At 36.9% G+C, this 13,215-nt stretch carries 8 protein-coding genes; 2 read left to right on the top strand and 6 right to left on the bottom strand.

Features of this window, described 5'->3' with window-relative positions; translation table 11 throughout:
- Nucleotides 1-51: 51 nt before the first annotated feature.
- Nucleotides 52-1,242, top strand: a complete 1,191-nt coding sequence (gene sucC, locus SIB89_RS04665; protein WP_273291918.1) for an ADP-forming succinate--CoA ligase subunit beta — start codon at nt 52-54, stop codon at nt 1,240-1,242.
- 87 nt (nt 1,243-1,329) lie between these two features.
- Here the strand turns inward: sucC and SIB89_RS04660 are convergent, their stop codons facing one another.
- From SIB89_RS04660 to SIB89_RS04650, 3 genes are all read right to left on the bottom strand, one after another.
- Nucleotides 1,330-1,917: a hypothetical protein gene (locus SIB89_RS04660; protein ID WP_412561355.1), complete on the bottom strand. Its 588-nt coding sequence runs from the start codon at nt 1,915-1,917 to the stop codon at nt 1,330-1,332.
- A 109-nt stretch (nt 1,918-2,026) separates the two neighbouring features.
- Nucleotides 2,027-2,293: a DUF1456 family protein gene (locus tag SIB89_RS04655; RefSeq protein WP_155090327.1), complete on the bottom strand. Its 267-nt coding sequence runs from the start codon at nt 2,291-2,293 to the stop codon at nt 2,027-2,029.
- A gap of 24 nt (nt 2,294-2,317) precedes the next feature.
- On the bottom strand, nt 2,318-2,938 hold the full coding sequence (locus SIB89_RS04650; RefSeq protein WP_412561884.1) for an alpha/beta hydrolase: 621 nt from the start codon (nt 2,936-2,938) through the stop codon (nt 2,318-2,320).
- 330 nt (nt 2,939-3,268) lie between these two features.
- Here SIB89_RS04650 and SIB89_RS04645 point away from each other — a divergent pair, with 330 nt between their 5' ends.
- A complete protein-coding gene (locus SIB89_RS04645; protein ID WP_155090335.1) occupies nt 3,269-3,670 on the top strand; it encodes a TerB family tellurite resistance protein in 402 nt (133 codons plus the stop codon).
- 177 nt (nt 3,671-3,847) lie between these two features.
- On the opposite strand, the gene uvrB is transcribed toward SIB89_RS04645, so the two are convergent.
- From uvrB to SIB89_RS04630, 3 genes are all read right to left on the bottom strand, one after another.
- Complete coding sequence (gene uvrB, locus SIB89_RS04640; RefSeq protein ID WP_412561354.1) at nt 3,848-5,854, bottom strand: excinuclease ABC subunit UvrB; 2,007 nt, start codon at nt 5,852-5,854, stop codon at nt 3,848-3,850.
- 43 nt (nt 5,855-5,897) lie between these two features.
- The gene (locus tag SIB89_RS04635) at nt 5,898-8,246 is read right to left on the bottom strand and encodes a choice-of-anchor L domain-containing protein (RefSeq protein WP_412561353.1); all 2,349 of its coding nucleotides are present in this window, start codon (nt 8,244-8,246) and stop codon (nt 5,898-5,900) included.
- A gap of 86 nt (nt 8,247-8,332) precedes the next feature.
- Nucleotides 8,333-13,165 (bottom strand): choice-of-anchor L domain-containing protein, encoded by a 4,833-nt coding sequence (locus SIB89_RS04630; protein ID WP_412561352.1) that lies wholly within the window; start codon nt 13,163-13,165, stop codon nt 8,333-8,335.
- Nucleotides 13,166-13,215: the final 50 nt, after the last annotated feature.

The raw sequence follows: 13,215 nt of genomic DNA, 5'->3' as shown, positions 1-13,215 counted from the left end.
TATAAAGTATAGTATGTGTATTTTTGTGCAGCAATAAATTTCTGATAACAAATGAATTTACACGAATATCAAGGGAAAGAATTATTAAGCAGTTTTGGAGTACGTATCCAACGCGGTATTGTAGCAAAAAACGCTAAAGAAGCTGTTGATGCAGCAAAGCAATTAACGGCAGAAACCGGTACAGGTTGGCACGTTATTAAAGCTCAGGTTCATGCAGGTGGACGTGGAAAAGGCGGAGGCGTAAAATTAGCTAAGAATCTACAAGAGGTTGAAACCATTGCAGGTGAAATCATTGGGATGAACTTAGTGACACCTCAAACATCTGCTGAAGGTAAAAAAGTACACCAAGTATTAATTGCTGAAGATGTGTATTATCCTGGTGAAAATGAACCAGATGAGTACTACATGTCTGTATTATTGAATCGTGGTACGGGTAGAAACATGATTATGTATTCTACTGAAGGTGGAATGGATATTGAAACCGTTGCAGAAGAAACACCACATTTAATCTTTACTGAAGAGGTAGATCCAGCATTGGGACTGTTACCTTTTCAAGCGCGACGTGTAGCATTTAATTTAGGATTATCAGGCACTGCGTTTAAGGAAATGACAAAATTCGTTTCGGCATTATACACGGCTTATGTAAAGTCTGATGCGTCTTTATTTGAAATCAATCCGGTTTTAAAAACCAGCGATAATAAAATCATGGCCGTTGACTCTAAAGTAACTTTAGATGATAATGCTTTATACAGACATAGAGATTTAGCAGAAATGCGCGATTTACGTGAAGAAAATCCTATTGAAGTAGAAGCAGGTGCTTTAGGTCTTAACTATGTTGACCTTGACGGAAATGTAGGTTGTATGGTAAACGGAGCTGGTTTGGCAATGGCAACTATGGATTTAATTAAGCAAGCAGGTGGTGAGCCAGCTAACTTTTTAGATGTTGGTGGTACGGCTGATGCGGCTAGAGTAGAGGCAGCTTTTAAAATCATTTTAAAAGACCCTAACGTAAAAGCTATCTTAATCAATATTTTTGGTGGTATTGTACGTTGCGACAGAGTAGCGCAAGGTGTTATTGATGCGTATAAGAATATGGGTAACATTAACGTACCGATTATTGTACGTTTACAAGGGACCAATGCAGATATCGCTAAAGACCTAATTGACAACTCTGGTTTAGATGTACTGAGTGCAACTGAATTCCAAGAAGCTGCGGATAAGGTGCAGAAGGTATTAGGATAAAAATCTTGACTTGTCATGCTGAATTTATTTCAGCATCTAACAAATTATTTATAAACAGATAAAAAGCTCTCGAATTCGAGAGCTTTTTTATTGCGTAAATTGTGTATCAAAGCGACCCTCGGTTATTTCGTAAATATCACCCGTGTTTGGGTTAATGACTGTGAACTCAAATGCACCAGAAATTATATTATTTGATTCATCAAGTTTGGTTATGGTAAGGTTGCCTGGTAAATTAGAATTTGTCTTTCCTTGAGGACAAATACAATCGAAACTTAACCAAGCATAAAAATTACCATCTTCACGTTCTTTGAGTTCGAGACTAGTATTTATTTGGATTTCTGATTTTAACGAACCAATATCTATTTGAACGTAATTGTCTCCATTTATCTGAGCAGTAAGCCCAAAATAGTATTCACCATCCACCAATTGGTAAAAGCAGTTAAAAAAACTAGAGTTATCTACAAAGGGCTCACCATTAACGAGGCAGCCAAAAGTACCCTCACCAGTCTGCGTAGCAGGAGGTAGTTGGCTTATTGGGTCGGTTGAGCCGTTATCGTCGTCATTATTGCAAGAGCTAAAGAGTGTTGCGAACACTAAAAATGAGATTCCGAAACATACTTCGACTATGCTCAGCACAGGAGTACGGAATGAAAAATAGTTATTTCTTTTTTTCATAGCTATAAGATTTGGTCATTCACTTGTTTAAAGTTAGTTATTCTGTAGCATGATTTTAAACGTTAGCTTACGTAATTACAAAATTTTAACATATTAAAAAAGCAACGTGTTAATCGTTGCTCTTTTTTTGTTTGGGTTTATTAGAATCCTGTTTTTTGGGCATTGGACCTCTTAGGTGAATAATCAATCCATTAAGGAAATTTCTAAGAATTTGGTCACCACATTCCATATATTTTGGATGGTCCTCTTTTCTGAAGAATGCATTGAGCTCACTTTTAGAAATTCTGAAATCTACAAGAGCCAGTATTTTTACAATATCATCATCTCTTAGTTTGTGTGCTACTCTTAGTTTTTTGAATATGTCGTTGTTTGTCATGGGTTAGTTGTTCGTTGTTAGTGATTAGTTGTTGGTCGATAACCATTGATACGCATTACCAAAATGCGCTTTCCAAAAGGCTTCATTGTGTTTGCCTCCTTTAATAATATGATTTTCTATTTGTTCTTCTTTTATACCCTTAGATTTTAATAACTTTACCATTCGCTCTTGGTCAGGTACCATATTTTCACCTTCTTCATCACCAACCAAAAAATAAAATTTAGAGCTTTCAGGAATTTCAGTTGAGGTCACTAAATCATAGATTTTTTCACTAAACCAAAATGAAGGAGAAAACACACCAGCTTTTCCAAAGGTTTCAGGATATGTTATCGCTCCGTAAAAAGAGATCAATCCGCCCAATGACGACCCAAATAGAGTTGTATGTTTTGCATCAGACTTGGTTCTGTACATAACATCTATATGAGGTTTTAAGGTGTTTTTTATAAACGAGAGGTAAGCCTCTCCGTTTCCACCTCCGTATTTTTCGTGCTTATAAGGTGTTAATTCCTCTATACGTTTTTCATTGCCGTGTTCTATACCTATAACAATACTTTCATTATTTGTTAAGCCATCCAAATATTCATCAACCTCCCATTCGCCGACATAAGAGGTTTCAGCATCAAATAAATTCTGTGCATCATGCATATATACCACAGGATAGCGTTTTTTCAGAATTTTGATAATTTGTAGGTAAATACACCCAAATAGTTTTTAACGTATCGAGTTGTGGAGCTGCAATCACAAATTTTGTAACCTGTTTAGACGCAGTACTTTGCGCAGTAATTTGACTAATAAAAAAAACAAAAAACAATATGCAAATAGGCTTCAATCTCATGCTATAATTGGTGTTTCGGATTGATAAACGTTTAAAAAAACCGACCAAGTACGTTCAATTTTTCGACAAGATACATTATATCAACGACAATAAAATAATGTACCTCGTTAACTTTACATTGTTAAATAATTCCCTCTATGATGATTAACCGCGCTGAAAAATTGAGCTTGCTATCTGAGATGATAGCCTTTGCACAGACAGATGAAAACATAAAGTCCATTGAGTATAACTTCTTGTTTAGTATTGCCAAACAATTAGATATATCTAAGGAAGATTTTGAGTATCTTTTTGAGCATCCTGTAACCTATGTACATTTAAAATCGCATAGCGAGCGTATTGTGCAATTCCATAGATTAGTACTACTTATGAATCTAGACCACAAGGTTGCACCAAAGCAATTGGTTAAAATCCATAACTTCGGATTACGAATGGGGTTAAGCCATGAGTCTATAAACCGCGTATTGGATTTAATGGATAGTTTTCCGAATAAAATTGTGCCACCTGATTTTCTGATTGATATTTTTAAGGTGCAGTATAATTAGGTGAAACTCAAAATTGAAATGCCTTTTGAGGCGCATTCAATTTTGTAAGTTGAACTTATGCCGCTGCAAAGCGGTATCTCATCTATTACTGAAAACACCCCTAAAGTCCCCTCAAGGGGACAATAATTATGATTGTATTTTGTAACTCTAAGTCTTAGTGCCTTTGCGAGATTTAAATCATTTCACTTTCAACTTCTCTAACTTACTCTGATAAGCCGTAATCTCATCCCTAAAACGCGCTGCTTCCATAAAGTCAAGTGCTTTTGCAGCTTGTTCCATTTGTTTACGTTTTTCGCGTATTTTCTTTTCGAGTTGCGACTTTGTTAGGTATTCGCTTTCAGGTTCAGCAGCTAATTTTGCTTCCAATTCTGTACGGTATGTGCTCACCGAATTCTTTGCCAAAGCACTATCCAAACTTTTATTTAGAGCTGTTGGTGTAATATTATGTTCGGTATTATAGGCAATTTGTTTTTCGCGACGGTAATTGGTTTCGTCTATCGTTTTTTGCATGCTGTTGGTAATTTTATCTGCATACATAATGGCTTTACCGTTTAGGTTTCTTGCGGCTCTTCCAACCGTTTGAGTTAAAGATCGATTAGAACGAAGAAAACCTTCTTTGTCAGCATCAAGTATTGCTACTAAAGAGACTTCTGGTAAGTCCAAACCTTCACGAAGTAAGTTAACACCAACCAAAACATCAAATATACCTTTTCGCAAATCTTGCATAATTTCAACACGTTCTAAGGTATCAACATCACTGTGGATATAACGACACCGGATGGAAATTCGAGTTAAATATTTTACCAACTCCTCAGCCATACGTTTGGTCAAGGTCGTGACCAGAGTGCGTTCATCTTTTTCAACACGATCTTGGATTTCTTCAATTAAATCATCAATCTGATTGAGGCTTGGTCGTACCTCGATTATTGGGTCTAAAAGTCCGGTCGGACGAATAACCTGCTCAACATACACACCACCAGATTTTTGCATCTCATAATCTGCTGGAGTAGCAGATACATATATCACTTGATTCTGAAGCGCTTCAAATTCTTCGAACTTTAACGGTCGGTTATCCATGGCTGCAGGCAATCTAAAGCCATATTCTACCAAATTTTCCTTTCGGCTTCTGTCACCACCATACATAGCATGAACTTGCGAAATGGTAACATGACTCTCATCTACAACCATTAAAAAATCATCTGGGAAATAATCCAATAAACAGAAAGGTCTTGTGCCTGGTGCTCTGCCATCCAGATATCTCGAATAGTTCTCAATACCAGAACAGTAGCCCAATTCTCGTATCATTTCCAAATCGAATTCTGTGCGCTCTTTTAGGCGTTTGGCCTCAAGGTGTTTGCCAATATCTTTAAAATAATCATGCTGTTTTACTAAATCATCTTGAATCTCTTTAATAGCTCCATTCAATACATCTGGTGAGGTTACAAACATATTTGCAGGGTAGATATTCAAGCGGTCATAACGTTCTAAAACTTCATTGGTATGCGCGTCAAAGGCTTCGATTTCTTCAATTTCATCACCAAAAAAGTGAATTCTAAAGGCATTATCAGAGTAACCAGGGAAAACATCAACCGTATCTCCTTTAATTCTGAAATTTCCATTTTTAAAATCGGCTTCAGTACGTGAATACAATCCTTGAACTAATTGATGCAATAATTTGGTACGCGAAATGACTTGGTCGCGTTCAATGGTAATCACATTCTTTTGAAATTCCACAGGATTACCAATACCATATAAACAAGATACAGAAGCCACTACCAAAACATCACGACGACCTGAGAGTAGAGAGGAAGTGGTGCTCAATCGCATTTTTTCAATCTCTTCGTTGATAGAAAGATCTTTTTCTATGTAAACTCCAGAAACAGGAATATAAGCCTCAGGCTGATAGTAATCGTAATAGGATACAAAATACTCAACAGCATTATCAGGAAAAAACTGTTTAAACTCAGAGTATAGCTGGGCTGCCAAGGTTTTGTTATGCGCCAAAACTAATGTTGGACGTTGCACTTCTTGTATGACATTGGCAACTGTAAAAGTTTTTCCAGAGCCGGTAACACCTAGTAAGGTTTGATATCGCTCATTTTGGTTGATACCATCTGCTAGCTGTTTAATGGCTTCTGGCTGATCACCAGTAGGCTTAAAGTCTGACTCAATCTTAAATCGCATAGCGCAAATTTACGATAAAGATTATCGGGAATAAAATGTTTGATTAACGTCGCAACGCAAAATGACCATTATAGATTTTACCATCAGAAAATTTGGCGACAAACCAATAATCATCACTTGGTAGTTCTTGTCCATTGAGATTTCCATCCCACGCTCGATTTTGGGTGTTTATTTCAGAAATAAATTTGCCGTAACGGTTAAAAATTCGGATATATTCTATGGGATTTGTGAGCGTATCAAAACCTAAAACTTGCCAAACGTCATTAGTGGTATCGCCATTTGGTGTGAAAAATTTAGGAAACCCAAGCACTGTAATAATTTCTTCGATAATACCGCAACCATTTCTGTCTCTTATATAAACTGTATGCATACCGTAAGTAACATTGTTAAAAACATTGCTTTCTTGGTAAAACCCATCGATGTCATCTATAGCATAGTCATAAAACCCTTGTCCTGAAAGGTTAATGGCCACTGAGTTGTTTGGTGCAATACCATCAACAATAATACTCTCAATCGTTGCTGTTTCAGATGGATTTACTGTTTTCGTTCTGCTAGACGAACAGCCATTTGGGTCTGTTACTATGACGGTATACGTACCTGTTTCATTAATGTCATAAAAAGACGTATCAACATCAGTTAATGCTCCATTAAAGTACCACTCGTAGTAATAATTATTAGGAGAATCATTAAGTACTCCACCATACAGTGTAATGGTTTCAGGAAAAGTATCTATACAATAAAACAATGATTCGTCTGGTTCTAAAACTGGCGTGTAAAGTACGTTCAGCCTAGCTTGGGATGTGCTAAAACATTGATTGTTACTCTTAATTTTTACATAAATTATTTGCGAATTTGCCACTTCATTTTGATAAGTGTTGGGTAGGGCATTGGTTTCGCTGAATGCATCAGCTTCGTTTTCATAGAATGTCACATCTGCACCAGTCGGAATCTGATTAACGATTGAAGCTTCTATATCGCCTAAAGTGAAATTTGCAAAACCATCAATGACTTCACCATCGCAAACCTCTAAATCTGGAATTGCAATTATATTATTTGAAGTTTGCAGTTCGAGTTCTACAATGTCATAACAGTTGGCAGGATTTATAATTCTCGCAAAAACAGTTTGAAAAGGAGTGGCATTCTGAAAACTTGTTGGATTGGTTATCGGATTAGTATTGTCTCTGGCATCACTTTCTAAAATAAAAAAATCAGAAATGACTAGCGTATCATCATTGTTGGTTAAATCTGATGAAGCATCAAATAGGTTATAGGTGGTTAACCCATCTTGATTGATATCACATTCCGTTAAAACCGCATTTTGTCCAACAGGCAAAGGAGCGTATTCAATAACCACTTCACCATAAGATGTGCAGTTATTGGCTAAACCAACTTCAACGGTATATGTACCTGGCTCGGTGACTGTATAACTTCCGCAAGTGCCACAACCTAATGCCGCTCCTTGAACTAAAACACCATCTCTAAACCACTCATAGGTGTTTTGTCCATCTTGATAAGCGATTAGTTCTAAGTCTTCACCATCACACAGCGAATTACCAGTTGCAATAAGTCTGTTAGGACCTAAATCTGATGAGAGCTGAAAACTACCTGCTTCTAAAAAAACGGCAGAATCAAACCTATAGTTTTGTTCGTCGGCAATAACAAGCTTTACGTGGTAGGATTGATTGGGTACAACATTGGCCGTTGCAGTTAATACAGCTGTCTGTCCGTTAAAATTGATCGGAGCATTTACACCATTGAAAGTTCCGAAATAGGTTTCATTTTGTGGAGGACACGATCCAGGAACTCCCGGTGTAACCGTTGTTGCTTTTACAGGAATATTAGTGTCTGGTACCAAAGCAATATTTTCGTACTGATTTTGACCATCAGTGGGTCTAATCAAAAACCCAAATAAATCTGAAAACTGACAACTATTAGGATTGTTTTCCTGATATTCTTCAGAAGCAAATAAATATCTAAAACTCACTTGCGATGCTACAGATGTAAAATCAAATTCTAAAATGGTTGCATTAAAGGTATTGGACTCATTTAGGGCAAATTCTAGGTCGGCATCTCCTTCCCAGTTTGTGGCATCATCATCACTTAAGTTGTTGTTTGGTCCAGGTACATTTGCTAATCGACCAGTACTCATTACTATACCATTTTGAAAGGGAAATGAGGTTCCTGTGGCATCAAAGTAGCCATAGCTTTGGTCTGCGCCTCCAAAATTACCACCTACAACATTTGTGACAACAACATTAGTAATACAATCACTATCGATGAGTATATCTTCAATAAGTTGTTGTGGAGTATAGGTTTGGCTATCTACTGTTATATTCTGTGAATAATTCAGTAGGGATATAAACATGATAAAAAATGAGAAGACTTGTTTCATTTTTATTTAAAAATGGACAGCAAAGATAAGCATACTACTTACACTAAATTTTGAATAAGATGTTAAAAGAAAATTTTGATTTAAAATTAACGTTTCAAAGCAAAATGCCCTTTAACCTGAAAGCTTTCGCCATCCTTGATGACATAGGCGATGTACCAATAGTCACCAGAAGGCATTTCGTTACCGTTGAAGGTGCCGTCCCAGCCAGAAGTATTGTGCCCGATTTCCTTGAGCAACTTGCCGTAACGGTCAAAGATATGAACCCTAGTGCCAGGTAATTCCTGTACACCGGCAATGTGCCAAGTATCAAAATCGCCATCATCATTAGGTGTTAAATGCTTTGGTGCATCAAAGACCAAGATCTCTCTGGTTATTCTTGCACAGCCATTTTGGTCTATTATGGTAATGGTGTTGTATCCAATGGGTACGTTCACAAAAACATTTGAGGTCTGAAACGGCAGATCGTTAAGCTGGTAGAGGTAATCACCAATGCCATTAACGGTAACCGTTATGTTGTTCTGGTCCGAGAAATCAATCGTCTCAACGACATCGATAACGGCAGACTCAGATTCCGTAACATTGAACGTACTTATGCTTTGGCAACCATACTGATTGGTTATGGTCACGGCATACGAACCAACCTCTGCAATCTCAATTTCAGAGGATGTTTCATTTGTTGACCATAGGTAGGTATCCAAAGGATTCCCAGTATCAGCAGAAACAGTCAGTGGTAAATCATTTAGGCAGAGCACCTGGTCTTCAACAACGGTATCTGGCAATGGATTGACAACAACAGAAAACTGGGTAATGTCAAAACAGCCAGTGGCCAAGTTTTCTACCCTTACAAAGATTACCTCACCATCAAAAGCAGTATGCTCAACGTCCAACTCGTTTATGTTTTCAGTGGCCTCGTTCTCTGAACTAAAATAACTTACAGCATACTCATTAGGATTTTGATTGCCCAAAACCGCTGAATCCTGAGAGGATAAATCAAATTCTAAAAGTCCATCATAGTCATCATCACAGGCCACGAGGTCATTGGGCTGATTTGCAATAGGAAGCGGGTTGACTACCAACTGAAAAGGATGTACGGCATAACAGCCAGTTGTGGAATATTCGACCCTTGCAAAGAGCATTTCAACAGTGTTGGTATAAGTATGATCCGTGTTTAACGGGTCGATATTCGCTTGGGCATCAGCCTCTGAGGTATGATAGCTTACCAATACATTAAAGGTGTCTTCAAGAAGTGCTAAATCTATATCTGTTAGATCTACGTAATTTTCAGTGTTAGCACAAACCTCATAAGTATCAATAGGGTCAATCTCTGGTGGACTATTGATAATTAGATCAAAAGGCACTGAAGCAAAACAAGTTGTACTTACATTAAGAACTTTTACGTAAAGTGTCTGAGGATTTGATGTATTTACATAAGCTTCAGGATTGGTAATACTATTCAGATTATTTTGTAAATCGGCTTCAGTTTCAAAATAAGTAAACTCAATACCGTATTGTCGTCCTTCTAGGATTAGAAGTTCTATTTCCGTTAGGTTCCATTGTTGTTCAAACTCGTAATTGTTACCACAAACAGTTAGCGATTGCCCTTCGTTAACTTCAGGTAGGTCTAACGTAGTAATATTGAATGTGGAAACTTCGTGACATCCAGTATCAGTATTTAAGATACGTGCATGTATCAGTTGCGGATTAACCGTAGTAGTGTAGTTTAAAGGTAGAGCGTTAGTTCCTAGTTCTGCATTTAAAGGTGTTAAATGAAAAGAAACATCTAAATTTTGAGTGGCTCCATTGGTGATTTCATCTACTTTTTCGGATAAATTTACAGTATTGAGACCATTACCGTTATAGTCACAGCGATGCATATCTGTGGGCTCAACATATATTGGTGCTTGTCGCACTTCTATCTGCATTGGTGCAACAGCAAAACAACTATTCTCAACTTCATTTTCTAGGCGAACATAAACGGTCTGAGGATTTGATGTGTTTTGATATGCTAAGTTTTTATCAATAATATTCGCTCTATTAATTGCGTCATTTTCTGTTTCAAAATAGAGCACCTGCATACCTTCTTGACCGTTGATGACTTCAAAATCCTTAGTTACAAAAAAGAAGCCTGTTGTTACATTGGTATCTATTTCACAATTGATATAATCTGAAATTGAAGTCAATTGAGGATTGTCATAAATTAGGACTTCTAAGGCGACTACGGCAAAACAATCTAAATCTTCTACTGAAACTCTGATAAATACTTCTGTAGTTTCTGTAGTATAGCTTTCAGGGTTTTCTATGGCAAACCTATTGGCTACTGCATTGCCATAGGTTTGATGAAATGAAATGGTTGTACCACTCAGATCACTGGATAATTGCGGTAAGACAGACTCTAAATTTACAGTTGAGCTTCCGTCTTGGTCATCATCACAAACAACTATGGGCTCAGGTGTTGCTATTTCCAACCCATCAGAGATATTAATTTGTAAAGTTGAAAAATTATAGCACTGGGATCTGTTATCCGTAATTCTGATGTATAATAACGGTGAATTGCTTGCAGAGTCATAACTGAAGCCTAGTACATTCTCATCAGCAATAGCATCTGCTTCAGTTGCATAAAACTCAATAGTAGTAAACTCGGCTTGGTCATTGTCAATTAAATCTATCAATGGATTTAATTGAATGGTTGTTAAACCCGTTTGAGCATTAGTGTTACCACAATACTCAATAGTTTGTGGTTCTAACTCTGGTAAAGGGAGTACATCCAATTCAATATCTGCATCATAATCGCAACCATTACTTGATATGTTTGCATAAACTATGTTATTGTTATTTGTTACAGTGTATGGTGCGTTTACGTTTATTGGATTTTCACCATTGATTCTATCTTGTGGCGTTTCATAATAGGTGATTTCAATATCATAACCATCATTAAGCTCTTCGCTTACTTCATTTAAATCGAAATCCAATATGCCATCGTTTGATGGATCATCACAACCAGAAATAACGGGTTGGTCACCATATAAATTGTGAGTAAGATTTGTGTGCAGTTCTATAGGAACTACGGACGGACAATCTTGGCTTCCGTCTAAAATTGCCATATATACAGTTTGCTGATACGGTACTTCGTTTTGGTAGGTTACTCCTGGAAAAATAGGGAAAGCTTGATCCTGAGCATTTTGAAAATCTGTATAAAATGTGATACCAGCATCTGGATAAGCAACTAAGACTTGATCTCTTATAATACCCAAATCAAAAACAGCAAATGATTGACTCGTAGGCAAACACAAATCGATATAAAACCTTTGGTCAAAGTCTAAACGCTCTTGAATAACAAGTGGAATTGGAACAACACTGATGCAGCTCGTAAAATCATTTTCAATTCTTACATATGTGAAATTAGAGCCAAAAGGCATATCAGAAGCAAAAGTTATAGGGTCTAAATCATTATATGCGTCTGCTTCAGTAACATGAAAGGTAACAGTTCTATTAAACTCGTAGTTGGCAATTTCAAAGGCATAATATGACAATTCTAAATAGCCGACACCATCAATTAAAAAATCCGCACAGAGAATTATCGGTGGAATTATATTGTAATTTGGTTGCGCTCCTATTTGAACATTAAAGGAACCAATCTGAAGACAACTCCCGTCCATACTTTCTATCCTAGCATAAAGTGTTTCAGAAAGTTCTGTATTTTCATAATCACCTACAATAGGATTGAGGTTATCTAAAGCCTCTTCTTCAGAATGATGATAACTGATATTAAAATCGTCTGAAGGGAGATTGCTAAGAATTTCTTCTGTTTTTATTGTTAAATCAAATATGGCGAAGCCGTCAAATGGTACTTCGTCACAAATAATGAGGTCAGTTATTGGCTCTGCTTGTTGAAAAGGTATAGTGTCTACAGTAACAGAATCCGTTATGGTACACGACCCATTTGGCAACGGAATGGTAACTACCACTTCATAAAAACCAGATTGCAATGCTTGAAGCGTAGGGTTGGTTTCTCCTGCAATTTCTGCACCATCTATAAACCAGGCATAGGTGGCATCATCATTGTCAATTTCACCATTCAATTCTATCGTAGAACCACAAGCCGTAATATCTGGGCCTAAATCCACAGACGTACCAAACCCTTCTGATTCAATAAATACAGCAGAATCAAAACGCTGGTCGATATGATCAGCGATAACGAACTTAACGCGATATGTGACGCCAGGTGTTATATCTGCAGTCGCATTTAGTACTATGGTTTGCCCATCATAATTAGTTGCACCAAGATTATAGCCTTCAAAAAAATTGACATTTTCTGCATCACATCCTTCGGGTATTTGAGGGTGTATAGAACTTGTGTTAATGGATGAAGCACTATCGGGAACAAGCGCAATGTTAATATAAGGGTCTGATGTACCAGCTTCTTTTATGAGAATTGCAAAAACATCTTGAAAATTACAAGGGTATTGTTGTTGATATTCATCTGAAGCAAATACATATTTAAATCCAACGCTATTGTTTATCGAGGTGAAATCAAATTCTAACGATGTTGCATTGAGTGTTTGAGAGATTCCCAATATGGCTTCTATATCAGGATCGGTATCCCAATCTAAGTTACCGTCACTTAAACTTTCAGCAATAATATTATTCCCGGAAGAATTAACATTACCTGTAGATAATATAATACCGCTCTCTAAAGGAAAATCAGAAGTGCCTCTATCAAATAAGGCATAACTTGGAATGCCATTAACACTACCATTTATTGCAGAATTAGCATTAGATGCAATAACGCAACTCCCATCGGTTAAGTTGTCTATAAGCTGCTGAGGCTGCAAAGAAGAGTCCGTAACAATTTGCTGTGCATATGAAAAACACATATGCATGAAAAGCAATAGAAACGTAAACGTACTTTTCTTTTTCACGTGATATATTTAGGAATTTACAGCAATAGAGAAAACGTAAAGCTTTCTTT

The organism is Winogradskyella sp. MIT101101, from assembly GCF_047126865.1.
Taxonomy (GTDB): domain Bacteria; phylum Bacteroidota; class Bacteroidia; order Flavobacteriales; family Flavobacteriaceae; genus Winogradskyella; species Winogradskyella ouciana.
Note: the sequence above shows the minus strand (reverse complement) of the source record. Positions and strands in the feature narration are given on the sequence as shown.

Excerpts from the sequence above, each read along its gene's own strand:
- sucC (WP_273291918.1), top strand. The coding sequence starts at position 52 with ATGAATTTACACGAATATCAAGGGAAAGAATTATTAAGCAGTTTTGGA.
- SIB89_RS04660 (WP_412561355.1), bottom strand. The coding sequence starts at position 1,917 with ATGAAAAAAAGAAATAACTATTTTTCATTCCGTACTCCTGTGCTGAGC.
- SIB89_RS04655 (WP_155090327.1), bottom strand. The coding sequence starts at position 2,293 with ATGACAAACAACGACATATTCAAAAAACTAAGAGTAGCACACAAACTA.
- SIB89_RS04650 (WP_412561884.1), bottom strand. The coding sequence starts at position 2,938 with ATGCATGATGCACAGAATTTATTTGATGCTGAAACCTCTTATGTCGGC.
- SIB89_RS04645 (WP_155090335.1), top strand. The coding sequence starts at position 3,269 with ATGATTAACCGCGCTGAAAAATTGAGCTTGCTATCTGAGATGATAGCC.
- uvrB (WP_412561354.1), bottom strand. The coding sequence starts at position 5,854 with ATGCGATTTAAGATTGAGTCAGACTTTAAGCCTACTGGTGATCAGCCA.
- SIB89_RS04635 (WP_412561353.1), bottom strand. The coding sequence starts at position 8,246 with ATGAAACAAGTCTTCTCATTTTTTATCATGTTTATATCCCTACTGAAT.